Source organism: Lawsonibacter hominis, assembly GCF_014287895.1.
In the GTDB taxonomy this organism is placed as follows: Bacteria; Bacillota; Clostridia; order Oscillospirales; family Oscillospiraceae; genus Lawsonibacter_A; species Lawsonibacter_A hominis.
On sequence record NZ_JACOPP010000008.1, the window covers coordinates 63229 to 89194 of the forward strand.

23 protein-coding genes are annotated in these 25966 nt (G+C 63.6%); 21 read left to right on the forward strand and 2 right to left on the reverse strand.

Annotated features, from left to right (window positions below):
- The first annotated feature begins 42 nt into the window (after positions 1 to 42).
- The 11 genes from H8S57_RS07705 (at position 43) to H8S57_RS07755 (ending at position 12898) form a co-directional block, all read left to right on the forward strand.
- Positions 43 to 792 (forward strand): cupin domain-containing protein, encoded by a 750-nt coding sequence (locus H8S57_RS07705; protein WP_186907506.1) that lies wholly within the window; start codon positions 43 to 45, stop codon positions 790 to 792.
- Between the two features lie 3 nt (positions 793 to 795).
- On the forward strand, positions 796 to 1638 hold the full coding sequence (locus H8S57_RS07710; RefSeq protein ID WP_186907507.1) for a sugar phosphate isomerase/epimerase family protein: 843 nt from the start codon (positions 796 to 798) through the stop codon (positions 1636 to 1638).
- Positions 1635 to 2471, forward strand: a complete 837-nt coding sequence (locus H8S57_RS07715) for a sugar phosphate isomerase/epimerase family protein (RefSeq protein ID WP_186907508.1) — start codon at positions 1635 to 1637, stop codon at positions 2469 to 2471. Before H8S57_RS07710 ends, H8S57_RS07715 begins: the two co-directional genes overlap by 4 nt.
- A gap of 118 nt (positions 2472 to 2589) precedes the next feature.
- On the forward strand, positions 2590 to 3501 hold the full coding sequence (locus tag H8S57_RS07720; protein ID WP_186907509.1) for a transporter substrate-binding domain-containing protein: 912 nt from the start codon (positions 2590 to 2592) through the stop codon (positions 3499 to 3501).
- Between the two features lie 72 nt (positions 3502 to 3573).
- Positions 3574 to 4245, forward strand: a complete 672-nt coding sequence (locus H8S57_RS07725) for an amino acid ABC transporter permease (RefSeq protein ID WP_186907510.1) — start codon at positions 3574 to 3576, stop codon at positions 4243 to 4245.
- 18 nt (positions 4246 to 4263) lie between these two features.
- Positions 4264 to 5883, forward strand: a complete 1620-nt coding sequence (locus H8S57_RS07730; RefSeq protein ID WP_186907511.1) for a mannitol dehydrogenase family protein — start codon at positions 4264 to 4266, stop codon at positions 5881 to 5883.
- Positions 5884 to 5896: 13 nt separating this feature from the next.
- On the forward strand, positions 5897 to 6973 hold the full coding sequence (uxuA, locus tag H8S57_RS07735; RefSeq protein WP_186907512.1) for a mannonate dehydratase: 1077 nt from the start codon (positions 5897 to 5899) through the stop codon (positions 6971 to 6973).
- Between the two features lie 108 nt (positions 6974 to 7081).
- Positions 7082 to 8044: a bifunctional 4-hydroxy-2-oxoglutarate aldolase/2-dehydro-3-deoxy-phosphogluconate aldolase gene (gene eda, locus H8S57_RS07740; RefSeq protein ID WP_186907513.1), complete on the forward strand. Its 963-nt coding sequence runs from the start codon at positions 7082 to 7084 to the stop codon at positions 8042 to 8044.
- Between the two features lie 51 nt (positions 8045 to 8095).
- Complete coding sequence (locus tag H8S57_RS07745; RefSeq protein WP_186907514.1) at positions 8096 to 9121, forward strand: sugar kinase; 1026 nt, start codon at positions 8096 to 8098, stop codon at positions 9119 to 9121.
- Positions 9122 to 9282: 161 nt separating this feature from the next.
- Positions 9283 to 11592 carry an S-layer homology domain-containing protein gene (locus H8S57_RS07750; RefSeq protein WP_186907515.1) on the forward strand — a complete coding sequence of 770 codons (2310 nt, stop codon included), beginning with the start codon at positions 9283 to 9285 and terminating at the stop codon, positions 11590 to 11592.
- A gap of 454 nt (positions 11593 to 12046) precedes the next feature.
- Complete coding sequence (locus H8S57_RS07755) at positions 12047 to 12898, forward strand: AraC family transcriptional regulator (RefSeq protein WP_186907516.1); 852 nt, start codon at positions 12047 to 12049, stop codon at positions 12896 to 12898.
- A gap of 69 nt (positions 12899 to 12967) precedes the next feature.
- Here H8S57_RS07755 and H8S57_RS07760 read toward each other — a convergent pair whose 3' ends face one another.
- On the reverse strand, positions 12968 to 13459 hold the full coding sequence (locus H8S57_RS07760) for a hypothetical protein (protein ID WP_287881135.1): 492 nt from the start codon (positions 13457 to 13459) through the stop codon (positions 12968 to 12970).
- A gap of 148 nt (positions 13460 to 13607) precedes the next feature.
- On the opposite strand from H8S57_RS07760, the gene proS reads away from it, so the two are divergent.
- On the forward strand, positions 13608 to 15047 hold the full coding sequence (gene proS, locus H8S57_RS07765) for a proline--tRNA ligase (RefSeq protein ID WP_186907517.1): 1440 nt from the start codon (positions 13608 to 13610) through the stop codon (positions 15045 to 15047).
- A 121-nt stretch (positions 15048 to 15168) separates the two neighbouring features.
- Here proS and H8S57_RS07770 read toward each other — a convergent pair whose 3' ends face one another.
- A complete protein-coding gene (locus H8S57_RS07770) occupies positions 15169 to 16491 on the reverse strand; it encodes a tyrosine-protein phosphatase (protein WP_186907518.1) in 1323 nt (440 codons plus the stop codon).
- Positions 16492 to 16875: 384 nt separating this feature from the next.
- Between H8S57_RS07770 and aroF the strand changes: the two genes are divergently transcribed.
- From aroF to rpsJ, 9 genes are all read left to right on the forward strand, one after another.
- A complete protein-coding gene (aroF, locus tag H8S57_RS07775; protein ID WP_186907519.1) occupies positions 16876 to 17895 on the forward strand; it encodes a 3-deoxy-7-phosphoheptulonate synthase in 1020 nt (339 codons plus the stop codon).
- A gap of 41 nt (positions 17896 to 17936) precedes the next feature.
- A complete protein-coding gene (aroB, locus tag H8S57_RS07780) occupies positions 17937 to 19010 on the forward strand; it encodes a 3-dehydroquinate synthase (protein WP_186907520.1) in 1074 nt (357 codons plus the stop codon).
- Positions 19007 to 20320 (forward strand): 3-phosphoshikimate 1-carboxyvinyltransferase, encoded by a 1314-nt coding sequence (aroA, locus tag H8S57_RS07785; RefSeq protein ID WP_186907521.1) that lies wholly within the window; start codon positions 19007 to 19009, stop codon positions 20318 to 20320. Before aroB ends, aroA begins: the two co-directional genes overlap by 4 nt.
- Positions 20317 to 21366 (forward strand): chorismate synthase, encoded by a 1050-nt coding sequence (aroC, locus tag H8S57_RS07790; RefSeq protein ID WP_186907522.1) that lies wholly within the window; start codon positions 20317 to 20319, stop codon positions 21364 to 21366. The genes aroA and aroC overlap by 4 nt, the downstream gene beginning before the upstream one ends.
- Before the next feature lie 264 nt (positions 21367 to 21630).
- Positions 21631 to 22785, forward strand: a complete 1155-nt coding sequence (locus H8S57_RS07800; RefSeq protein ID WP_186907524.1) for a bifunctional chorismate mutase/prephenate dehydratase — start codon at positions 21631 to 21633, stop codon at positions 22783 to 22785.
- Positions 22782 to 23276, forward strand: coding sequence for a shikimate kinase (locus H8S57_RS07805; protein ID WP_186907525.1), 495 nt, complete (start codon positions 22782 to 22784; stop codon positions 23274 to 23276). The genes H8S57_RS07800 and H8S57_RS07805 overlap by 4 nt, the downstream gene beginning before the upstream one ends.
- Complete coding sequence (gene aroQ, locus H8S57_RS07810) at positions 23273 to 23725, forward strand: type II 3-dehydroquinate dehydratase (RefSeq protein ID WP_186907526.1); 453 nt, start codon at positions 23273 to 23275, stop codon at positions 23723 to 23725. Before H8S57_RS07805 ends, aroQ begins: the two co-directional genes overlap by 4 nt.
- A gap of 23 nt (positions 23726 to 23748) precedes the next feature.
- Positions 23749 to 25155, forward strand: a complete 1407-nt coding sequence (gene aroE, locus H8S57_RS07815; RefSeq protein ID WP_186907527.1) for a shikimate dehydrogenase — start codon at positions 23749 to 23751, stop codon at positions 25153 to 25155.
- 347 nt (positions 25156 to 25502) lie between these two features.
- Positions 25503 to 25817: a 30S ribosomal protein S10 gene (gene rpsJ, locus H8S57_RS07820; protein WP_186907528.1), complete on the forward strand. Its 315-nt coding sequence runs from the start codon at positions 25503 to 25505 to the stop codon at positions 25815 to 25817.
- The last annotated feature ends 149 nt before the right edge of the window (positions 25818 to 25966 follow it).

A 25966-nucleotide genomic window follows, 5' to 3' on the forward strand; every position in this document is an offset into this window, starting at 1 on the left:
TTGCTACCTTATATAATAATTCACTGTAAAGGGGAATTTACCATGGCTCTGGTCAAGATTTCGAAAGGTGCGGATATCCAGCACAAGTATACCGACGGCGTGTCCCGCGTGAGCGTTCTGGAGGGCGCTTACAAGGACGCTGCCGTAGAGCGGGTCTCCCTCCGGCCCGGCGCGGACTTTACCCCGGAGACCTACACCCGGGAGCAGCACAACCAGGTCTTCCTGGTGACCGCCGGCAAGGGCTACATCGTCACGCCCCGCCGCGTCTTCAACATCACCGAGGTGTGCGTCTTCGTACCCGACTTCGACAAGGAGAGCTTCACCTTCCACTGCGCTGCCGACGCGAAGGAAACGATGGAGATCGTCCACTTCGTCACCGAGCTCAACGATTACGACAAGACCTGCCTGCGCGAGGCCCACATGAGCCTGCCCCGCTTCCGCGGCGTGTCGGAGGCCTGGCATTACAAGGAGAACTTTACCGGGGCCGATATCCAGCAGATGATGCTGCTGGAGCACCGCAACCTGGGCCGCCTGTCCATGGGCGCCAACTTCGGCACCGGCCCCAACTACATCGGCCAGCATATCCATAACGAGCTGGAGCAGTGGTACATCATGCTGCCCGGCGCCAGCTTCACCTACACCGCCGAGAACGAGAAGGTACACGTGCAGGGCGGCGACATCACCTATACCCCCCATGGCTCCCACCATGGCAGCGAGTGCGCCGAGGGCGAGAAGTTCGCCTATGTGTGGTTTGAGCTGTGCGAGAACGGCTATCCCGGCGAGATCAAGTAAGCGATGTACGGCAAGGCGCGGCTTCTGGGCTCCAACGGCCAGTACAGCCGCTATCCTCTGGAGTTTTTCACCGCCGAAATGGGGCGGCTGGGCCTTCACAGACTGGACTTTGTCCCCCAGACGCCCCATTTCTTCTGCGGATACCGGGGTCATGAGGATCCCGCCCGCCTGAAAGCCGCCCTGAAGCGGGCGGGCCTTCAGGCCGCGGTCCTGTCGCCGCCGGCCTACCGCTGCGCCATCACCGCCCCGGAGGGGGAGCAGCGGGAAGCCACGCTGCGTTACTATGAAAGCTGTATCGCCCTGGCCGCCGGGCTTGGGTGCGACCGGCTGGTGCTGGACGCCTCCGGCGCCTGCTGGGACCGGAAGGACGAACTGCTCTGGCGCAGTGCCGCCGATACCCTTTATCACCTCTGCCCCGCGGCGCAGGCGGCGGGGGTGCGCCTGCTGCTGGCCCCCGTCATGGGCGCGGAGACGCCCCTCATCGCCGAGTCGCCCATTCTCAACACCGCGGCGGAGCTGGACGCCATGCTGCATCAGCTCAATCATCCCAGCCTCGGGGTGTGCCTGGACACCAACATTATGAGCGCCTGCGGGGATACGGTCTATGATTGGTTCGGCCGTTTCCGGGACAAGATCGGCCTGGTGCGGCTGTGCGACGGGAACTACCACGGCTGGCGGGCCTGGGGCGAGGGCGTGCTGCCGATGCAGCGGTATCTGCACGCACTGGACGCTATGGGCTATCGGGGCGACATTTCCCTGCGCCTGCCCGGCGAGCGGTATCTCGCCCAGCCGGCCTATCCGGATGAGCGGGCCCTGGCCGCCCTGTGCGGGGAGGTGGGGGCATGAAGGGGATCCAACGCGGCCAGCTGGTCAATATGAACCAGCACTACCGCCGCTTCTCTCTGGACTATTTCCTGGACTGCCAGCAGCGCCTGGGCGTCGGGCAGATCGAGCTCTGGTGCGGCGCGGCCCACTTCTGGCTGGACCACGAGGGCTACGGCGATGTAAACGCCCTGCGTTCCAAGCTGTGGGACCACGATGTCCGGGTCGTGTCCATCACCGCCCCCAGCATGGCCTATCAGTATCAGTATGCGTCCCAGGAGCCGGAGTGCCTGGAGTACTCCTTCCGCTATTTTTCCAACGCCATCCATCTGGCGGCCGAGGTGGGCGCGGACCGGGTCGTGGTCAACTCCGGCTGGGGATACTTCGGCGAGGACGAGCAGACCATGTGGAACCGCTGCCGCGATCATCTGGGCCGCCTGTGCCGGGTGGCCGAGCGGGAAGGCATCCTGCTGGTCATGGAGTCCCTGCGCAGGGATGAGAGCAACCTGGTCTATAATCTGGAGCGGGCAGAGCGGATGTACCGCGAGATCGCTCATCCCAGCCTGAAGATGATGGTGGACAGCATCGCCACCGGCGCGGCGGGGGAGAAGCTGGAGGACTGGTTCCAGGCCTTCGGGAGCGATCTGATCCACATGCATTTTTTGGACGGCGACCCCTGGCTCCACAATGTGTGGGGCGACGGCAACACCGCCCTGGCCCGGCAGATCCAAATCATGAACGACCACGACTTCACCGGGTATCTGGTGCAGGAGGTGGCCGACGAGCACTACTTTACCGATCCCTACGCCGCCGACCGGAGGAATTTTCGGGTCCTGGAGCGGTTTATCGAGGACTGAGAACTTTCGCCGGCCGGTCCCGGACGAAAGCCCGCGGCGCCCTGCGGGCCTGAACTGCGTATTTCTCAGCGCGGCGCGCTGAAAAATAAAAAATTTGAAAAGGAAAAGGTGAAACAGAATGAAAGCGAAGAAAATCCTTACCGGCGTCCTGGCTCTTGCAATGATCGCCTCCCTGTCCGCTTGCGGCGGCGGCGGAAGCGCCGCCACGCCCGCCCCGGAGACGAGCGCCCCCGAGACCACCGCTCCTGAGACGAGCGCCCCCGAGACCACCGCCCCCGAGGGGGACGGCTCCCTTCAGCGGGTGCTGGACGCCGGCAAGCTGGGCATCGGCGCCGAGGGCAACTGGATCCCCTATGTGTACAACGAGGACGGCACCGGCGAGCTCACCGGCTTTGAGGTGGAGGTTGCCAAGCAGATCGCCTCCCGCCTGGGCGTGGAGCCGGACTTCCAGATCTCCGACAGCTGGGATCCCGTGCTGGCGGGCCTGGACGCGGGCCGCTATGACATCGTGATCTGCGGCGTGAACCCCAACCCCGAGCGCCAGGAGAAGTACGCCGTCACCGCTTCCTATGCCGAGAACCCCTACTGCCTGGTGGTCAATGCGGACAACACCGAGATTACCTCCTTCGAGGATCTCTCCGGCAAGCTGTGCATCAACTCCCCCTCTTCCGCCGCAGGCAAGATCGCCCAGAGCTATGGCGCCACGACTGCCGACGGCGACCTGACCGCCGCCATGGAGCAGCTGAATACCGGCCGTGCCGACGGCACCATCAATAACGTGGCCGCTGTGGACGAGTATATGAAGAGCCGTCCCGAGGTCAATGTGAAGATCGCCGCCATCTACGAGCCTGCCGAGGGCGAGGAGTATATGGTCGAGTCCGCCGGTATGCTGCGCAAGGAGGATCAGGAGCTGTGCGACAAGATCTCCGAGATTATCGGCGAGATGATCGACGACGGTACCCTCTATGACCTGACCGTCCAATACTTCGGCGAGACCGTGGCCGACAGCACCAGTCTGTATCAGAAGTAATCCGCATAGTTCCGGGGCGCCGCCGTATGCGGCGGCGCCCTTCTTTTTTACCAAACAAGGAGGCGGGCTGCCATGGAAATTATTCAATTGCTGGTCGATTCCTTCTGGCCCATGTTCAAAGCGGGCCTGTTGATCTCTGTCCCGCTGATGCTGGTCTCGTTTGCACTGGGCCTGGTATTGGCATTCGTCCTGGCGCTGATGCGCATGTCCAAGATCGCACCCTTCAAGGCCATCGCCTGGTTTGTGGTGTGGGTGATCCGCGGCACGCCTCTGCTGGTCCAGATTTTTGTGATCTATTTCGGACTGCCCTCTGTGGGTCTTGTGCTGAAACCGATCCCCTCTGCCATCCTGGCCCTGGTCATCAGCCAGGGCGCCTACAATTCCGAGGTCATCCGCGCCGCTCTGGGCTCCATCCCCAAGGGACAGTTCGAGGCCTGCAAGGCCCTGGGACTGAACAAGCTCCAGACCATGACCCAGATCATTATCCCCCAGGCGGCCCTTGTGGCCGTCCCCGCTCTGGCCAACTCCTTCATCAGTCTGCTGAAGGATACCTCTCTGGTCTCTTCCATCACGGTGGCGGAGATCCTGATGACGGCCAAGAGCATCATCGCCGTCAAGTTCCAGCCCCTGCTGCTCTATTGCGAGGCGGCGTTTGTCTACCTGATCTTCAGCACCGTGCTCACCCAGCTCCAGGGCATGCTGGAGAAAAAGCTGGGCAAGCACCTGGTGGACACCAGGGCTTGACGGGAAAGGCAAAGAGATATGTTACATTTGAATCTTCAGGGACTGCAGGACCGGGAGGGCTGGGAAGCCGCGGGGATCGCCCTGCCCCGGTACGACGCGGCGGCCGTGAAGGCCCGCACCCGCCTGAGACCCGTCTGGGTCCATTTCGGCGCGGGCAACATCTTCCGCGGCTTCCTGGCCGCCCTGCAGCAGACCCTTTTGAACGCCGGGCTCACCGATACCGGCATCCTGGCGGCCGAATCCTTCGACGTTCAGATCATCGACAAGGTGTATGACCCCTACGACGATTTGAGCCTGCTGGTGCGCCTGCGCGCCGACGGCTCCTACGAAAAGGAAGTCGTGGCCAGCGTGGCCCGCGGCCTCAAGGCCGACTGCACGGGGGGAGACTGGGCTGATCTGGTGCAGGTGTTCCAGTCGCCCGGTCTCCAGCTGGCCAGCTTCACCATCACCGAGAAGGGCTATGCCCTGACCGACCTGTCCGGCAAGGCCCTGCCCGTGGCGGAGCACGATTTTGCCGCCGGGCCGGACGCGCCCCGGCACACCATGTCCATCGCCGCGGCGCTGCTGTACCGCCGCTTCCAGGCGGGCGGGCATCCCATCGCCATGGTGAGCATGGACAACTGTTCCCAAAACGGGAAAAAGCTGCGGGAAGGGGTATTTGCCGCAGCACAGGCCTGGAAGAAGGCCGGTTTCGTCTCGGACGCTTTCCTGGAATGGCTTTCCGACGAAACGAACGTCACCTTCCCCTGGTCCATGATCGACAAGATCACGCCCCACCCCTCCGAGACGGTCCGAGCGGCGCTGGAGGAACTGGGAGTGGAGGGGATGAACATCTTCCAGACCAATACCGGGACCCGGATCGCCCCCTTCGTCAACGCGGAGGTCACCGAGTATCTGGTGCTGGAGGACGCCTTCCCCAACGGCCGCCCGCCCCTGGAAAAAGCGGGGGTGTATTTTGCCGACCGCGCCACCGTCGAGAAGGCGGAGAAAATGAAGGTGGGCACCTGCCTCAATCCCCTGCACACCGCGCTGGCGGTATACGGCTGCCTGCTGGGCTATTCCTCCATTGCCGCCGAGATGGCGGACCCGGACCTGAAGGCGCTGGTAGAGCACATCGCCGCCGAGGGCCTGAAGGTGGTGGAAGACCCCGGCATCCTCAGCCCTCGGAAGTTCATCGACGAGGTGCTGAACGAGCGCTTCCCCAATCCGGCCATTCCCGACACGCCCCAGCGCATCGCCGCGGATACCTCTCAGAAGCTGCCCGTCCGCTACGGCGGCACCCTGCAGCGCTATGCCCGCCGGCCTGACCTGGACGTGTCCTCCCTGGTGTACGCTCCCCTGGTCTTTGCCGGCTGGTGCCGGTATCTGCTGGGTGTGGACGACCAGGGCGGGGAGATGCCTGTGAGCCCCGACCCCATGGCGCCCCAGCTCCAGGCCCTGCTGGCCGGGATCGAAGCGGGCCGGCCGGAGACCTGCTCGGACCAGCTGCGCCCCATCCTGTCCAACGCCGCCATCTTCGGCGTGGACCTGTACCAGGCGGGATTGGGGGAAAAGACCGAAGCCGCGTTCCGGGCCATGCTGGCGGGCCCCGGCGCGGTCCGCGCCACCCTGCGCCGGTATTTGAGTGAGAGAGCATGAGGAGCGATCATCCATGAAGATGACATTTCGCTGGTACGGGAGCCAGATGGATCCCATACCGCTGCGTTATATCAAGCAGATTCCCAATATGAGCGGCGTGGTCAGTTCCCTGATGGACCTGCCTGCCGGGGCCCTTTGGCCCACCGAGCGCATCCAGGCTCTGAAACAGGAGGTCCAGGACGCCGGGCTGGAGCTGGAGGTGATCGAGAGCGTCAACGTCCACGAGGACATCAAGCTGGGCCTGCCCGGCCGGGACGCGTACATCGACCGTTACCGCACGACCATTGAGCGCCTGGGTCAGGCGGGCGTGAAGGTCATCTGCTACAATTTTATGCCGGTCTTCGACTGGACCCGCAGCGACCTGTTCAAGCCCCGCGCCGACGGCGCCACCGTCCTGGCCTACGATCAGGCGGTGATCGACAAGATCACCGATCCCCAGGCCTTTGCCGATCAGATCCAGCAGGGGGCCGGCGCGTTTGAGATGGCCGGGTGGGAGCCGGAACGCATGGCGGAGATCAAGAGCCTCTTCGCCCAGTATCAAAGCGTCTCCCATGAGGATCTGTTCCGCAACTTGAAGTACTTCCTGGAGGCCATTATTCCCGTGTGTGAGCAGTACGACGTCAAAATGGCCATCCACCCGGACGATCCCCCCTGGGATATCTTCGGCCTGCCCCGCATCTGTACCGGCTGGGACAATGTGGAGCGCATCCTCTCCCTGGTGGACAGCCCCTACAACGGCCTGACCCTGTGCTCCGGCTCCATGGGCTCCAATCCCTGCAACGACATCCCCGCCATGGTACGGGAATTCGGCGGGCGCGGGCGCGTCCACTTTGCCCACGTGCGCAACATCAAGTTTACCGGCCCCGGCCAGTTTGAGGAGGCGGCCCACTTCTCCGCCGACGGCAGCCTGGATCTGTACGAGATCATGAGGGCCTATTCCGACATCGGCTTCGAAGGCTATATCCGCCCCGACCACGGCCGCATGATCTGGGACGAAAAGGGCCGGGCCGGCTACGGCCTGTACGACCGGGCCCTGGGCGTGGCCTACCTGAACGGCTTGTGGGAGGCCATCCAAAAGGACCGGAGATAAACAGAAAGCACACCGCATTCGTGCGCGTCCCGGCATGCCGGACGGTTACGGCGCCGGATGCGGTGCTTTCCATGCATCCGTAAACTTGCAGAAAAGAAGGTTAAGCATATGAATCCCATTCTGGAACAGATCTCCAACATCGGCATTGTGCCCGTGATCGCCATCGACGACGCGAAGAAGGCGGTGTCGCTGGCGAGGGCGCTGGTGGCGGGCGGCCTGCCGGTGGCGGAAGTGACCTTCCGCACCGCCGCGGCCGAGGAGGCCATGCGCTCCATCACGCGGGAGGTCCCCGAGATGCTGGTGGGCGCGGGCACCGTGCTGACCCGCGAGCAGGTGGACCGGGCCCTGGACGCGGGGGCGAAATTCATCGTCAGCCCCGGTTTTAATCCGGACACCGTAAGGTATGTCCTTTCCAAGGGGGCCCTGATGGTCCCCGGCACCGCCACACCCGGCGAGATGGAGCAGGCCATGAGCCTGGGCCTGGACGTGGTAAAGTTCTTTCCCGCCGAACAGAACGGCGGCGTGGCCAAGCTCAAGGCGATCGCCGGGCCGTATAAGACCCTTAAGTGGATGCCCACCGGCGGGGTCAATGCAAAGAACCTGATGGACTACCTCTCCTTCGACCAGATCGTGGCCTGCGGGGGCACCTGGATGGTGAAGAAGGACCTGATCGCGGCCGAAAACTGGGACGAAATCACCCGAATGACGCGGGAGGCGGTACGCACCATGCTGGGCTTCTCCCTGCACCATGTGGGCGTCAACTGCGGCAGCGAGGAGGAGGCGGACCGGCTGGCCCGGACGCTGTGCGCCTTTTTCGGCTTTACGTATCAGATGGGCAACTCCTCCGTACAGGCCCTGCCTGCGGTGGAGTGCACCAAGACTCCCGGCCCCGGCGCCCACGGTCATATCGCCATCGGCACCAACAGCGTGGACCGGGCGGTCTATCACCTGGGCCTTCAGGGCATCCGGTGCCGGGAGGAGACCCGCAAGACCGACGCCAGGGGCAAGACGAAGGCCATCTATGTGGACGGCGCGTTCGGCGGGTTTGCCATTCATCTGGTGCAGGCGTAAAGCGGGCAGAGAGACTGTTTTGATCGTTTGATAATAAGGAGGTCCCTTGCTATGAAGAAACGCGTCATTACCTTCGGTGAGATTATGCTGCGGCTGGCGCCCAACGGGTACTACCGCTTTTTCCAGGACGATCAGCTCCAGGCCACCTTCGGCGGCGGGGAGGCCAACGTGGCCGTGTCCCTGGCCAACTACGGCATGGACGCCGCCTTTGTCACCAAGCTGCCCGCCCACGCCATCGGGCAGGGGGCGGTGAACGCCCTGCGTGGCCTGGGGGTGGACACCTCCCAAATCGTCCGGGGCGGCGCGCGCGTGGGCATCTACTTCCTGGAGAAGGGGGCTTCCCAGCGGGGCAGCGTGTGCATCTACGACCGGGCCCATTCCGCCATTCAGGAGGCGCAGCCCTCCGATTTTGACTGGGACGCCATTTTTGACGGGGCGGACTGGTTCCATTTTACCGGAATTACGCCCGCCCTGGGCCCCAATCTGGTGGAGATCTGCAAGCAGGCCTGCATCGCGGCCAAACAGCGCGGCGTAACCATCTCCTGCGACCTGAACTACCGCGGCAAGCTGTGGACCCGGGAACAGGCCCGCGCGGCCATGACCGGGCTGTGCCAATACGTGGATGTATGCATCTCCAACGAGGAGGATGCGAAGGACGTCTTCGGCATCGAGGCGGAGAACACCGACGTCACCGGCGGAAAGCTCAATAAAGAGGACTACCGGAGCGTCGCCAAGCAGCTGGCGGATCAGTTCGGCTTTGCGAAGGTGGCCATCACCCTGCGCACTTCCATCTCCGCCAGCGACAACGACTGGGCCGGAATGCTGTACGACGGGGAGCGGTACTGTTTCTCCAAGGAGTACCACCTGCACATCGTGGACCGGGTGGGCGGCGGCGACAGCTTCGGCGGCGGGTTGATCTACGCCCTGCTCAGCGGGAAGGACACCCAGGCGGCCATCGAGTTCGCGGTGGCGGCTTCGGCCCTGAAGCACTCCGTCGAGGGGGACTTCAACCGGGTCACCCTGGCCGAGGTGGAGAAGCTGGCCGGCGGCGACGGCTCCGGCCGGGTGCAGCGCTGACCGATCCAAAAACGGGGCGGAGCGATCATCCCCGGTCAAGCGATCAGACAGCGGCGGGCGCAAACGCGCCCGCCGCTGTTTTATAGGTTGCATTTTCGGTCGGAAGCCGCTATAATTTATTGTAGTTATGGAAACCAATGCAAATGATGGAGGTACCCGTTATGAAAGGAAAGCGATGGATCGCACTTGCAATGGCGCTCGTGATGACGCTCTCCCTGCTGACCGTATCCGCCGGAGCGGTCAGCTTTACCGACATGGTGGGCCACTGGGCCAAGGAAGACGTGGAGGCCCTGGCTACCGCTGGTGTCGTGAACGGTACCAGCGCCACCACGTTCTCGCCGGACCGGAAGATGACCGCCTGTGAGGCGCTGCTCTTCTGCTCCCGGACCACCGGTGTGTCCAAGAGCGACAAGGCCAGGATCTATGCCGCCTGGGCGGCGCGCCTGAAGAAGCTGCTGCCGCAGGATATGCTCTCCTGGGCGGCGGAAGAGATGGCGGTGTGCCTGGAGACCGGCATCCTCTCGGAGAGCGAGCTGGCCGCCCTGACCAGCACCGGAAACATCTCCCGGGCGATCACCCGGGAGAATCTGGCCATGTACCTGGTGCGGGCCATGCAGCTGGCCCCGCTGGCCCAGAGCCTGACCAGCTATTCCATGAGTTTTGCCGACACCGCCTCCATTTCCGCTGCCCTGAAGCCCTATGTTTACCTGCTCAATATGTATGGCATCGTCCGGGGCGACCAGGCCAACCGGTTCCTGCCCAACGGCGATCTGACCCGGGCCGAGATGGCTACCATGCTCCGCCGGGCCATTGACTTTATGGAGGAGCGGGGCATCTATGCCGAGCTGCCCGCCTATACCAGCTATGACTGGATGGGCGGCACCATTACCGCCGTTACCACCGGCAGCAGCGGCGTGGTCCTGCTGACGCTGAGCAACGAACTCTCCGGCGCCCGCACCATCTCCCTGCCCGCCGGCGTGGAGATCTATGAGAACAATATGCTCACCACCTCCTCCGCACTGAAGGTCGGGCAGTATGTGCGCGTCAACCTGTCCGCCAGCGGAACGCCGGAGTCCGTGCGGGTGGGCGGCGCCCTGACGGTCTACACCGGCGCCGTCACCAGCCTGAACGCGGACGAGGTCACCATCAGCGTCAGCGGCGCCCCCCGGGCGATGACCATCGACCGCTTCACTGAAGTCCAGGCGGGCAAGAGCGTGGGCGGAGCGGAGGTCATCGACCTGGACGGCGGGTATACCGAGGCCGTCTGCTCTGTGGACAGCCAGGGCCGCCTGGTCCAGCTCCGGCTCTCCGGCGGTACCACCCCGGCGGAAGGCCTGATCGCCAGTGTGGAGGCCAATGTAGGCGGCGGCCAGCTGCTGCGGGTGACCGGTTTCAACGGCGTGACCACCCAGTACACGCTGCCGGCCGACGCCGCCGTCACCATCAACGGGACGGTGGGCGCCATGAGCGGCCGGTATGTGGACAGCTATGTCAGCATGCAGGTGTCCAACGAGACGGAATACGAGCTGGTATCCGTTGCGGTGGATACCGTCACCAAGTACATCCAGGGCTCTCTGCGCACCTACAGCGTGGGTACCCGGTATGACACCGTTACGGTCACGGATCTGGAGACCGGCAAGTCCACCACGTATGATATGGCCGCCAGCGCTGTGGTGCGCTATGAGGGCAAAACGGCCGCGCTTTCCGGGCTGAGCCGCAACCTCTTTGTCACCGCCTGCATCAGCGGCGACGGGATCACCCTGCTGGATGCCTACCCCGCCTCCACGGAGACGGAGGGTACCATCCGATCCATCTCCTTCGGCACGCCCACCGTGCTCACCGTGGAGACCGACGCCGGGGCCCAGGTGTCCTTTGATCTGGATTTGACCGCTCTGCCGGAGATCTACCGGGATGATAAGGTCAGCTCCATCGACAAGATCAAGGTGGGAGATGATATCACCGTCACCGTGCGTTATAACCAGGTGGAGACCCTGGACTGCTATTCTCAGAGCGCCAACGTCTCCGGCACGATCACCCGCATCACCATGGAGAGCAGCGGCGTGACCATGGATTTGAAGCTGAAGGACGGCGCCAGCGTTTCCTACACCGTGGCCGACGGGGTGAGCGTCACGCAGGACGATACGGCCATCTCCCTTTACGCCCTCAAGCCGGATTATGAGGTCTCCCTGGTGGTCAGCGGCGATACGGTGCTCTCCATCCGGGTGGACAAGGGCAGCAGCACCAGCAGCATGCTCTCCGGTACCGTTCTGGTCCCCAGCGTCAAGGAAGAATCCCTGATGATCCAGCAGGCCGACGGAACCCCCATTACGGTCGACGTGTCCCGCGCCAGTTTTCTCACCGCCAACGGCGCGGCCACCTATCTGGAGGCGCTGACGGTGAATGACGAAGTGCAGATCTACGGCAGCTACAGCGGCGCCAACTTTGTGGCCACTCTGGTCATCGTACTCTGAGCCGCCGCTGCCGAACAAACCGGCGCGCCCGTTAAGCGGGAGCTTATCAAACAGCTTTGGCGGCAGGAACATTCCTGCCGCCATTTTTTGCGCAGCACACCGCAAAGCGGTATAAAAGTGCGCATTTGCGCGGCGTCTTTGGCTTCGAGTTGCCTTAGGGCATCACCGCACAATTCCCCACGCACATTTTGGCGGCCGATTTGCCCCACAAATGCGTTGCAAAACCTTGCAATACACAAAGTATTCCTGCGGTTTTGCGCCTTTTTGCGGCACAAATTTTTGCGCCAATCCGCACGCGTTGAATGATGCGGTAATGCCTTAGTTAAAAAGAGATAGATCAGGCTCTGCGGAAGGCAAACATTATGTATGGCCATTCTCCCTATTTTGTGCAAGGATTGAGAGGACAACAGGTAAGAGATGCTTTATTATGACATACAGATACGGAGGTGCCGCAATGGATTGGGTTGAAGGACTAAATCAAAGTGTCAGGTATATTGAGGAGCATTTGACAGATGAGATTGACTCTGAACAACTTGGACGGATAGCCTGCTGCTCAACATATCACTATCAGAGGATGTTTACTTATATGGCGGGCATTTCTCTGGCAGAGTATATCCGAAGAAGAAAAATGTCATTGGCAGCAGTTGAGCTGCAAGACGGCAAGAAGAGGATTATTGATGTTGCCGCCAAATATGGCTATAGTTCTCCGACGGCATTTAACAGAGCGTTTCAGTCCTTTCACGGAATTGCGCCGTCCTCGCTCAAAAATACCGACGCATTGGTAAAGTCCTTCTCTCCCATTGCATTTTACATTACAGTGAAGGGAGCAACAGAGATGAATTATCGAATTGAAACCAAGGGTGCTTTTCGCATCATCGGTGTATCCGCGCCGCTTGATCGGGAAATGGAAAAGAACTTTATGGTCGTACCGAAGCTGTGGCAGGATGCCGCCGCAGATGGAACGATACAAAAGCTGGCAGGTAGGATGGACGCGCCACCCATTGGACTTTTGGGAGTCAGCGCCTGCAATGATGAAGAGCAGTGGAAATATTTTATTGCTGTTTCAAGCACAAAGGAAAATGGGGAATTTGAGGAGTATATCATACCCGCATCCACATGGGCCATCTTCTCCGCAACAGGTGATAACCAGTCTGTTCAAGAGTTGGAACGACGCATTATTACAGAGTGGCTTCCGGGTTCCGGATATGAATATGCCGATGCTCCGGATATAGAGGTTTATCTGAATCCGGATCCTCAAAACGCACAGTACGAGGTATGGATCCCAGTGGTAAGGAAAGCAGAATAAACAGGTAGATCAACCGGAGAAACGCATCCTGCCGCTTCGATAGACCGGCAGAATGCGTTTCTTCCTGTTTTATGGGCCCCCCGTTGGGAGCGCCATAAGCTGTTCCGGGGGCATGCCCAACAGCAGCAGGGTTCCGGCTGTGGCCAGGAAGGGCAGAGGGGAGGCTTCCGGCGGGAAGGGGAGCACCATCTCCTGCTGCTCCACCACCGTTCCCTGCAGCGTCACCAGCTCCCGCTGCAGTGCCAGGCAGATCCGATCCCCTTCCAAACTGGAAAAGGTCAGGGTGTCCCGAGGGGAGGTGCCGTAGCTGACCGCCTGGCCGGTGCGCAATGCGCGGGCCAGCGGGCCTGCACCACCAGGCAGCAGCACCGTCCGGCAGTCCACGGCGCCCGCGCCCGCCCAGCCCAGCGCGCCGGGGGAGACCACCAGCAGATCCAGCACGCCTTCCGCCAGCTCCGCCGGATGACGGCCGCTCCGCAGCCGGGCCGCCGATGGCGGGAGGCGCCGGGCCACCGCATCCAGAATCCCTTCGTCCCGCTCCCAAATTCCCACTTCGATCACATCGCACACCACCTTTATAGACGAGAGTGTATGGAAAATCTGGAATTTTATACAGCGGGGACGCCCGGCGCTGGAACGTGCTTGACTTTTGCAGCAGGAATGCATAAAATAATACGAACCAAACTAACTGCAAAGGATTGAGATAGATATGGCACAGGACAAGAAGCAGGTGGAGCAGATCACCGATATGGAGGTGGATTTTGCCCAGTGGTATACCGATGTGTGCCGAAAGGCCGACCTGATCGACTATACCAGCGTAAAGGGCATGTTTATCCTCCGCCCCTACGGCTACGCCATCTGGGAGAATATCCAGGCGGAAATGGACCGGCGCTTTAAGGAGACCGGGCACGTAAACGTGTCCATGCCCCTGCTCATCCCCGAATCCCTGCTCCAGAAGGAGAAGGACCACGTGGAAGGCTTTGCCCCCGAGTGTGCCTGGGTGACCCACGGCGGGAGTGAGAAGCTGGACGAGCGCCTGTGCGTGCGCCCCACGTCTGAGACGCTGTTTTGCGAACACTGGAGCCATATCGTCCACTCCTGGCGGGACCTGCCGCTGCTGTATAACCAGTGGTGCTCCGTGCTGCGCTGGGAGAAGACCACCCGCCCCTTCCTGCGCCACCGGGAATTCCTGTGGCAGGAGGGCCACACCCTCCACGCCACCGCCGAGGAGGCCATCGCCGAGACCGAGCAGATGCACCGCATCTACGCCGACATCTGCGAGAACGTGCTGGCCATGCCGGTGGTCATGGGCATGAAGACCGACAAGGAGAAGTTCGCCGGGGCGGAGCGCACGTACACCATCGAGTGCATGATGCACGACAAGAAGGCCCTGCAGAACGGCACCAGCCACTACTTCGGAAACGGCTTCCCCACCGCCTTCGACATCACCTTCACCGACAAGGAAAACAAGCAGTGCCATCCCTATGAGACTTCCTGGGGCTTCACCACCCGCACCATCGGCGGCGTCATCATGACCCACGGCGACAACCGGGGCCTGGTGCTGCCCCCCCGGGTAGCCCCCATTCAGGTGGTCGTCATCCCCGTGGCCCAGCATAAGCAGGGCGTACTGGAGGCCAACCGGGCCGTTATGGACCGGCTGAAGTCCGCCGGTTTCCGGGTGAAGCTGGACGACTCCGACCAGTCTGCGGGCTGGAAATTTGCCGAGTATGAGATGAAGGGCGTGCCCCTGCGCCTGGAGCTGGGGCCCAAGGACATGGAGAAAAACCAGTGCGTCCTGGTGCGCCGGGACAGCGGCGAGAAGAGCTTTGTCTCCCTGGACAACATCGAGCAGACCGTGGCGCAGATGCTGGACGCCATTCACGACGGCCTGTACGCCAAGGCCAAGAAGAACCTGGAGGACAACACCTACGCCTGTGCCACGCTGGAGGAGGTCAAGGAGAAGATGGCCGCCCAGGGCGGCTTCGCCAAGACCATGTGGTGCGGCGACGAGGCCTGCGAGGTGCGGATGAAGGAGGAGGCCGGAGTGTCCTCCCGCTGTATCCCCTTTGAGCAGGAGCATCTGGGCGATACCTGCGCCATCTGCGGGAAACCGGCCAAGCATATGGTCTACTGGGGCGTGGCCTACTAAGCGGGCGCTGGATCCGAGCGGTCCGGCCCGCGGGGAAACGATAAAAGCACGGCATATGCGCGCTTTTGCGCGCATATGCCGTGCTTTTTTGACCCGGGCGAGGAGATCGGTGCCCCGGCCCTTACTGCAGATAGAGCGCCTGGAGCTGGGCGAGCTGAGCTTCGGTGAGGGCCATGCCGTCCTCGGCCGTGAGGAAGGCGTGCATGGAGCCGTACTTGGAGTCGATGGCGTCCAGCATGGCGGCCATGGCGTCATAATTTACGCCGGTCAGGTTCTTGACGCCCGCCACGGTGGCCGCGTCGGCGCCCTTGGCCTGGGCGGCCTGAGCCATGTAGGCGATCTTTTGGGCGTTGAAGTCGTTGGTAAGCATGAAGTCCTGGAGCACCGTTTCACGATCCACGCCCAGGGCGGAGAGCAGCAGCACCGCTGCGGTGCCCGCGCGGTCCTTGCCCCCGGTGCAGTGCCAGAGGAGCGCCTCTCCCTCCTTCTGGCCCAGCAGCTTCTGGAAAAAGGCGCGGTATCCGGCCAGACCGTTTTCGCTTTCCAGGAAGGAGAGGTACATATCGTTCCCGAATTGACCGCTCTGGACGATCGCGATGATGGCCTGGACCGGGTCGGAACCATAAATGCCGGTGACGGCGGAAGTGGCGGAAGAATCGTCGCCGAGAATATTGATCTGCGTGTTGACGACGCCGTCCAGCACCGGGTCTGGGCCCTCGCGGATCTCGGCGGTGGTACGCAGATCAACGATCTGTGTCAGGTTCAGGCCGGCCAGAAGGGCGAGATCCGCCTCGGTAGCGCCGGAGAGTTTGCCGGTGCGCAGCAGCACGTTGTCTTTTACCACCCGGCCGTCCCGGGTGACATAGCCGCCCAGCTGACGGGCGTTTTCCACGCCGGAGAGGCCCAGCGTGTGGGCGTGCTGCGCGGTGGCGGCGTAGCGCTGCGCCATGGCCTGGGCCTCGGCGGCGGTCAGGGTGCCCTGGGGGTCCAGCAGGCCGTTTTCCAGGGGGAGGATGGTTTTGGCCACGGCCCATTGCACATCCTCCTCCGCCCAGGCGGAGACCGTTCCGGCGTCGGAACAGCCGCTCAGGTCGGCCGCGGCGATGATGCCGTCCCCGTTGTGGACGGCCAGATGGTTCAGCATGACGGCGGCCTGTTCCCGGGTGACCGGCGTCTGGGGCAGGAACAGGCCCTTGTCGTTGCCTGCGGCGATGCCCGACTGGGCGCACCAGAGGATCGCGGTGTAGTTGGCGTCACCGGGGGCCACGTCGGAAAAGAACTCGCCCGCGGGTGCGGACGGGCGGCCCGCTTCCTCCCAGAGGACCCGGGCAAAGGCGCTGCGGGACAGAGCGGGGTCGCCGCCGGCGGCGGCCAGGGCCCCGCCGGGGACCAGCAGAGCGGCGCTCAGCCCTATGGCCAGAACGCGCTTGGGGATCTGTTTCATGGTAATGCTCCTCCTCGTTCATTCGGATAAAAAGAGAATAGCCCGCCCGCCGCCTGCGCCGCCACCAGAGGGGGGTAAAGAGTGCGTAAAAGGGAGGTAAAGCGAAAAATTCTCCTTGCATTTTGTGTGGGAGAGGCGTATAATGCCACTAACTCAAATTTGTGAGGTCTCATATATGAAGCGCTGCGCCCTCACAACTGCATCCTTCTGCTTCTTCTTTGGCTGGGCTCGATTTACGGGCGCCGGCTTTTTTGGCATGGGGGAAAAGAGAAGGATGGAATGAATGGGTGGGCCAAGGCGGGCCCATAGGATCTCCGTATTTTTTGGGGGAGCTCATTGATTTCATCAATGGGCTCCTTTTTATTTTGGAAAGGATGTTGCAGTATGGTAGTCGTTATGAAGCCGGGCACCCAGCAGCGGGATATCGAGGCGCTGGTGGCCAAATTCAAGGAGATGGACCTGGACGTCGGGGTCACCAATGGCGTGGGCTGTACGATTCTGGGCCTGGTAGGGGATACCACTGCGGTGGATATGGACAAGATCTCCATCAACCCCCATGTGGAGCGGGTCATGCGGGTGCAGGAGCCCTACAAGAAGGCCAACCGCAAGTTCCACCCGGAGGATACGGTGGTCGCCGTAGGCAAGGCCAAGATCGGCGGCGGCAGCTTCTCGGTCGTCGCCGGGCCCTGCTCGGTGGAGAGCCAGGCGCAGATCATCGCGGTGGCCGAAGATGTGAAACGCTCCGGCGCGGCGCTGCTGCGGGGCGGGGCGTTCAAGCCGCGCACCTCGCCCTATTCCTTCCAGGGCATGGGACTGGAGGGGCTGGAGCTTCTGCTGGAGGCCAAGGCGGCCACCGGCCTGCCCATCGTCACCGAGATCATGTCTCCACGCTATGTGGAGGTGTTCGAGGAAAAGGTGGATCTGGTGCAGATCGGTGCCCGGAACATGCAGAACTTCGACCTGCTCAAAGAGGTGGGCAAGATGTCCAAGCCCGTCCTGCTCAAGCGGGGCCTGTCCAGCAGCTACGAGGAGTGGATCATGTCCGCCGAATACATCATGGCGGGCGGCAACGAGAACGTCATCCTCTGTGAGCGGGGCATCCGCACCTTCGAGACCTATACCCGCAACACCCTGGACGTATCCGCCATCCCCGCCATCAAGAAAATGAGCCACCTGCCCGTTATCGTAGACCCCTCTCACTCCGCGGGCATGTACTGGATGGTGGAGCCGCTGGCCATGGCAGCCATCGCCGCCGGGGCGGACGGCCTGATCATCGAGGTCCATAACGATCCCCCCCACGCCAAATGCGACGGCCAGCAGTCCCTCACGCCGGAAAACTTCGGCCGGCTCATGGGTAAAGTGGGCGCGATGGTTGACCTGATGGGGAAGACTTTGGTAAAATAAACTGATTGATCGCCGCTGCTGCGGAAAAGGAAGTGTTCCCAATGAAAACGCTGCGTGTGGACCTGGATGCCCGCGCCTATGAGATCCGTATCGCCCCCGGGCTCCTGGATGCCGCCGGAGAGCACCTCCGGGGGGCCTGCCCCCAGGCCGCCCGTCTCTTTGTGGTCACCGACTCCACCGTAGGCCCCCTGTACCGGGGGCGGGTGGAAAAAAGCCTGACGTCCGCCGGGTTTCGGACGGCCTTTCATACCGTCGCCGCCGGGGAGAGCTCCAAATGTGCGTCCCGGCTGTCTGAGCTGTGGGAGAGCATGATGGACTTCGGACTTACCCGCACGGACGCGGTGGTCGCCCTGGGCGGCGGCGTGGTGGGGGATCTGGCGGGCTTTGCCGCCGCCACCATCCTGCGGGGGGTGGACTTTGTCCAGATCCCCACCACCCTGCTCGCTCAGGTGGATTCCTCCGTGGGGGGGAAGGTGGCCGTGGACCTGGCGCACGGCAAGAACCTGGCGGGCGCGTTCTGGCAGCCGCGGCTGGTGCTGATGGACCCCCAGACGCTGGGCACCCTGGACGAGAGGACCTTTGCCGACGGTATGGCGGAGGTCGTCAAGTACGGGTGCATTTTTGACGCGGACTTTTACTCCTTCCTGGAACAGCGGCCTTCCAGGGGGCAGGTCATGGGGGATATTGAATCCGTATTGCATACCTGCTGCGATTTAAAACGAAAAGTAGTGATTGAAGACGAGCGGGATACCGGGAAGCGGATGCTCCTGAACTTCGGCCATACCCTGGGTCACGCCTATGAGCTGGCGGGAGGGTACGAGACCTGGACCCACGGTCAGGCGGTGGCGGCGGGCATGGTGAAGGCGGCGGAGCTGGGGGAGCGGCTGGGGGTCACGCCCGCCGGAACCGGGGCGCGCATTGCCGCGCTGCTGGGCTGCTTTGCTCTGCCGGTGGACATCCCCTGCACGGCGGCGGACTATGCCGCCGCCGTGGGGCTGGATAAAAAGGGAGCTGGAGACGACATCTCGGTGATCCTGCTGGAAGCCGTCGGGCGGGCCGTGCCCCGCCGGATGCCCAAGGCGGAATTGACCGCCCTTTTGGAGGAGACGCTATGAACGTGACCATCACCCCCCGGCGTCTGGCGGGGAGCATTACCCCGCCCCCGTCCAAATCCCAGGCCCACCGGCTGATCATCGCCGCCGCCCTGGGGGAGGGGGAGAGCCTTCTGCACAACGTGGCCTGCTCCCAGGACATTGCGGCAACCATCCGTTGTATGGCGGAGCTGGGGGCGGGCTTGGAACGGCAGGGGGATACGCTGCGCATTACCGGGATGCGGGCCGGGCCCAGGTCGCCCCTGCGGCGGCTGGCCGCGCCGCGCCTGGACTGCGGAGAGAGCGGCTCCACCCTGCGCTTTCTCATGCCCGTGGCTCTGGCGGTACGGGGCGGCGGACGCTTCACCGGCCGGGGACGGCTGATGGAGCGGCCCCAGGAGCCCTATTTCGAGCTGTTCCGGGAGAAAGGGATCTCCTGTGAATATCAGGACGGCGCGCTGGTCCTCTCCGGACGGCTGGCCCCGGGCGTCTGCCGTCTGCGGGGGGACGTATCCTCCCAGTTTATCACCGGGCTGCTCTATGCCCTGCCCCTGCTGGACGGGGATTCGGAGATCGTCATTACGACCGCGCTGGAGAGCCGGGACTATGTCGCTCTGACGGTGGACGTGCTCAAGCGCTTTGGCATCGAAGCAACGCCCTCGGCCCGGGGCTGGCGCGTCCCGGGCGGGCAGGCCTACCGGGCCTGCGAGAGGACGGTGGAGGCCGACTGGTCCCAGGCCGCCTTCTGGTATGCCGCCTCGGGCATCGGCAGCGATGTGGAAGTAACCGGCATGGATCTGGACTCCGCCCAGGGGGACAAGATGGTTCTGGACTGGGGGCGGATGCTCCGCGGCGAGCCGCTGAACGGCGGTGAGTGTGTGCCGATCCTGGGGCGGACGGCCCCGGAAACGCCTGTCCGGACGGAACAGGCGGGGGGACGGAGCCGGGTGGAGATCGACGTATCCTGCGCGCCTGATCTGGTTCCGCCGATGGCGGCCTGGGGAGCGCTGGCGGGGAATACCGACCTGTGCCTGAAAAACGCCGCCCGTCTGCGCATGAAGGAGAGCGACCGGCTCTCCGCCGTGACGGAGGTGCTCACCGCCCTGGGCGCCCGGGTGACGGAGACGGCGGACAGCCTGACCATCTTCGGCCGGGAGGAACTGAGCGGCGGCGTGACGGTGGACAGCCACAACGACCACCGCATCGCCATGATGGCGGCCATCGCCGCCACCCGCTGCCGGCGGAGCGTGACCATTGCCGGGGCGGAGTGTGTGGCCAAGTCCTACCCCGACTTCTGGAAGGACTACAAAAGCCTGGGAGGAGACATCACATGAAGCACACCATCTTCGGGGAATCCCACGGCGAGGCCATCGGCGTGGTGCTGGAGGGCGTGCCCGCCGGGCTGGCGCTGGACCTGGAGGCGGTGCAGCGGGAGCTGGACCGGCGCAGGCCGGGCCGGAGCGCCCTGTCCACCGCCCGGAAGGAGGCCGACCAGGTCCGGGTGCTCTCCGGCATGTTCGAGGGCAAGACCACCGGCGCGCCGCTGGCGATGGTCATCGGGAATGCCGACCAGCACTCGTCGGATTACGACTCCATCCGCTACACCCCCCGGCCCGGCCATGGGGATTACGCCGGCTTTTTGAAAAGCCGCGGCTGCCAGGATTACCGGGGCGGCGGCCACTTTTCCGGGCGCCTGACCGCGCCGCTGGTGGCGGCGGGGGCGGTGGCCAAGCAGCTTCTGGCCCGGCAGGGCGTATGGGTGGGCGCCCATATCAGCTCCATTTACGGAATCTGCGACGCGGCGCTGGAGGAAGCCGGCCAGCTGCGGGGCGTGGCGGAAAAAGACTTCCCCGTGCTGGACGACGCAGCGGGGAGGCAGATGCAGCAGGCCATTCTGGAGGCAAAGCAGGCGCAGGACTCCGTGGGCGGAGCCGTCGAGTGCGCCGTGACCGGCCTGAGCGCGGGGCTGGGGGGACCGGACTTCGGCTGCAACGTGGAGGGGATCTTTTCGCAATACCTCTTTGCCGTTCCCGCGGTGAAGAGCGTGGCCTTTGGCGCCGGGGTGGCCTTTTCCCTGATGCGGGGCAGCCAGGCCAACGACCCCTTTGCCGTGGAGGACGGGAAGGTGATCACCAAAACCAACCACGCCGGGGGGATCAACGGCGGCATCACAAACGGCATGCCGGTGGTCTTTGAAGCCACCCTGCGGCCTACGCCGTCCATCGCCCTGCCCCAGGAGAGCGTGGACCTGCGCACCGGCGAGGAAGTGGAACTCAAGATCAAAGGCCGTCACGACCCCTGTATCGTGCCGCGGGCGGTGCCGGTGATCGAGGCGGCGGCGGCCCTGGCGGCCTGTGCGGTGCTGGGGATCGGGTCGTGACGGCCTGCATGCGCAAGCGAGCCGCCGCGTAAGCGGCGTACAAGCGTTTTGGCAGGGCCAAAACCTTGCCGCAGGCGGGATTCACTCCCGCCGAGGATGCAAAAGGATCGGGGACCCGCGAAACGCCTGCGTTTCGTGGGCGCGTCACGACCCCTGTATCGTGCCGCGGGCGGTGCCGGTGATCGAGGCGGCGGCGGCCCTGGCGGCCTGTGCGGTGCTGGGGCTATAAGGGCGTTTTTGAAACGGGAACGAGGAGAGAGGCACATGACCGAATTGGAAGGATACCGCAGGCAGATCGACGCGATCGACGCCCAGCTGGTAGAGCTGTTCCTGCGCCGGATGGAGGTGACCGGCGCGGTGGGACGGTATAAGCAGGAGCGGGGCCTGCCGGTACTGGACGCGGAGCGGGAGAGGCGGGTGATCGCAGGCAAGACGGAGCAGATCGGCGACACGGCCCGCCGGGCGGATGTGGCGGCCCTGTACGAGACCATCATGGGCCGTTCCCGCCGCCAGCAGCGCCAGCTGGTGCGGGAGGCTGCGGCGCCGGGCGTGACGGCCTGCGCCGCAGCCATGGCCTGTGCCCGGCAGCCGGTGGAGCACCCGCGGGTAGCCTATCAGGGAGAGCCGGGCTGCTACAGCGAGGAGGCCGCCGCAGGCCTGTTCGGGCCGGAGGTGGACAGCATGGGTCTGCCCTGGTTTGAAGAGGTGTTCCTCGCCCTGCGGGACGGCAGGGCGGATTATGCGGTGCTGCCCATCGAAAACAGCTCCACCGGCTCCATCCGGCAGGTGTACGACCTGCTTGCCCAATATGAGTACTACATTGTGGGGGAGTGGCAGGTAAAGGTGGAGCACTGCCTGACGGCCCTGCCCGGCGTGAAGCTGGAGGAGCTTTGCACGGTCTATTCCCACGAGCAGGGGCTGATGCAGTGCGAGGCGTTTTTGGACACCCACCGGGACTGGAAGCGAGTGCCCGCCCTGGACACCGCCGGTTCCGCCAAACAGGTGGCCGAGACCGGAGACCGCACCGCCGCCGCCATTTGCTCCCGCCGGGCCGCGCGGCGCTACGGGCTGGAGATCCTGGCCGAGGGGATCAACTACAACCGCGAGAACTATACCCGCTTTGTGCTGGTCTCCCCGGTGATGGAGCTGCGGGCGGGGCGGGATACGATCAGCGCCCTGTTCCGCCTGCCCCACCAAAGCGGCTCCCTCCATGAAATCCTGACGGTCTTCTCCGTTCAGGGGCTCAATCTGGAGAAGCTGGAATCCCGGCCCATCCCAGGCCGCGGCTGGGAGTACCTGTTCTTTCTGGAATTCTCCGGCGACCTGGCCGCCCCCGGCATGGACGGGGTGCTCCAGGAGCTGGGACAGCTGTCCTCCCAGTTCCGGGTGCTGGGCAACTTCAGGGGGTACCGGCCATGAAAAACGTGGTTTTGATCGGTATGATGGGCTGCGGAAAATCCTCCGTGGGCCGCGTGCTGGCCCAGCGGCTGGGTATGGGCTTTGCGGACACCGACCAGTGCATTGAGGCGGCCCTGGGCCGGTCCATCCCAGAGATCTTCGCCACGGAAGGGGAGGCCTTTTTCCGGGATTGGGAGCTGGGGGTGGCCGAGGAGCTGGCCCGGAAGGAAAATCTGGTGATCGCCTGCGGCGGCGGGCTGCCGACCCGGCCGGACGCCATCGCATCCCTCAAATACAGCGGTACCGTGATCTTCCTGGACCGGGACGGGGAAGACATCTACGACCATGTGAGCATGGACCACCGCCCCCTGGGACAGGCGGGGCGGGAAGCCTTTTTGGAGCGCTGCCGCCAGCGGGAGCCGGTCTACCGGCAGTGGGCGGAGCATATCATACCAAGCCGCGCCACCGCCCAGGAGACGGCGCAGGCGGTACTGGAGGCGTTGCAGTTATGAAATTCCTCATCCTCAACGGACCCAACCTGAACCTGCTGGGCAGGCGGGAGCCGGGGATCTACGGCCAGAACAGCTATGAGGCCCTGTGCGCGCGGCTGCGGGACTTTGCCGCCGCCCACGCGTCCACGGCCGACTGCGTCCAGTCCAACCATGAAGGGGTGCTGATCGACGCCATCCATGCCGCCGACGGGGTCTACGACGCCATCGTCATGAACCCGGGGGCCTATACCCATTACAGCTATGCCATTCTGGACGCCCTCAAGGCGGTAAACGTGCCCTGTATGGAGGTGCATATCTCCAACGTCCACCAGCGGGAGGCGTTCCGGCATACCTCAGTCACGGCCCCGGCCTGTGTGGGACAGATCTGCGGTCTGGGGCTTTTCGGTTACGAGTGCGCCATGTCCTACTTCCTTTCCAGGGAAACGCCGGACAGCGGACCTGCCTTGTAAGACGTCTGGAACGGGAGGAAGCCATGAAAAAAGCAGCGCTGCCCCGGATCGGCATGCGTATGATCAAGACCGCCGTGGCCGTCATGCTGTCCTACGGGGTATTCGCCCTGTTTGGACTGGAATACCGGGAGGAATTGGGCGGAATGCTGGGGCACATGGGGCCCCTGTATGCCTGTATCGCCTGCATCGTCTGCACCCAGAGCAGCTTGGGGCAGACCTTCCGGCAGGGGGTCTCCCGCTTTATCGGCGTGGCGGTGGGCGGCGTGCTGGGCGCGGCCACGCTGCTGCTGGGCGGCGCGCTGGAGTCGCCCTGGGTCCTGGCGCCGGTGCTGGCGGTGATCTGCCTGGCGGGACTGTGGTTCTGCCTGCTGATCAAACGGCCCGCCGCCTGCCCGATGGCCTGTATCGTGCCCTGTGTCATCCTCTTGACCGGGGTCACCGGCGCCGATCGCTACTATTATGCCGCCGCCCGTATCCTTGAGACCGTGGCGGGAGTGGGCGTGGCCTTCCTGGTCAACGCCGCGCTGCCCGACCACAGGCGGGAAAGCGCTGAGGAGGGACCGGAAGCAATGGAAGTGAAGCTGGAAAACACCACAAAAAAACTGTGCGTCATCGGCGATCCGGTGGAACACTCCAAGTCGCCCCGGATCCAGAACGCCATGCTTGCCGCGCTGGGACTGGATTACGTGTACCTGTGCCAGCCGGTACCGCGGGGGACGTGCGGGCGGTGGCTGGAGTGCGCCAAGTTTGCCGGATATGCCGGCTTCAATGCCACCATGCCGCACAAGGAGGAGCTTCTGCCGCTGATGGACGAGCTGGATGAAGACGCCCGCCTCATCGGGGCGGTCAACACAGTCTGCCTGCGGGATGGAAAGGCGTATGGCTACAACACGGACGGCGCGGGCTTTCTGCGGGCGCTGGCGGACGAGAACATCACCGTGGAGGGACGGCGGGTGCTGGTGCTGGGGGCCGGCGGCGCCGCCAGGGCGGTGTGCCTCAAGCTGGCCCAGGCGGGGGCGGACGTGACGGTCTGCAACCGGACGGTGGACAAGGCGGCCGCCCTCTGCGCCCGGATGCCGGAGCGGCTGCACCCGGCGGGCTTTGACCGGGATACCCTGCATCGGGCGGCGGCGGGGTGCGCTCTGCTGGTCAACTGCACCAGCCTGGGCATGGCGGGAGCCGGAGGAAGGTTTGAGGATCTCTCCTTCCTGGACGCTCTGGCCCCGGAGACGCCCGTGTGCGACCTGATCTACGCTCCGGCGGAGACCGAACTGCTCCGCCAGGCCCGGGAGCGGGGCCACCGGACCATGAACGGCATGGGCCTGCTGGTGCATCAGGCGGTGCTCGCACTGGAGCGCTTCACCGGCATCCCGATCGACGCGGCGGCCATGAAGGCACGCCTGATTCCTGTTTTGTCCGAAAAAACATGAATAAATAGCAAAAAGCCCTTGACACCAAGGGCTTTTTGCTATATCATAATCAAGCGCCTGTTTGGGCGCAGTCTGCGATGATGCGGGAGATTGCTCAGAAATGAGGTAACTTCCGCGGAGTATGTCCGAGCTAGAATCGGGCGGCTGAGAGTCTGTGCACGGCGTATATCGCCGCGCGTGGATAAAACCGGCCTGCTTGCGCCGGTTTTCTTCATGTCGCGGAGTGATACGCACGGAAACGTGTACAGAAGTTCTCACCGTACGAAGCGAGGAAAGACACCCCGCGCCGCGCCGCGTGGACCCGGCAAAGCGCACACCACTTCGTATGTTTTAAGGAGGAACAAACCATGGCAGCTCAAAAAGAAATGATCCGCATCCGCCTGAAGGCCTATGATCATCAGCTGATCGACCAGTCCGCCGAGAAGATCGTGGAGACCGCCAAGCGCACCGGCGCATCCGTGTCCGGCCCCATCCCCCTGCCCACCAAGAAAGAGGTCGTGACCATCCTGCGCGCCGTCCATAAGTATAAGGACTCCCGCGAGCAGTTCGAGCGCCGCACCCACAAGCGCCTGATCGACATTCTCAAGCCCTCCCCCAAGACCGTGGAGGCTCTGATGAGCCTGGACCTTCCCGCCGGCGTGGAGATCGAGATCAAACTCTGATTTCCTGACGGATCTTCTCAACCAAAATCAAAGCCCGGCGAAGCGGGTTTGATTTGGACACGGGAAGCAAGGCAGCGCAGTGAAGGTTTCCCCGCGCCTGGGGAAAACGGAACGAAGCGGGCTTTGTGACGAAGTGAGTACCGCAGTCC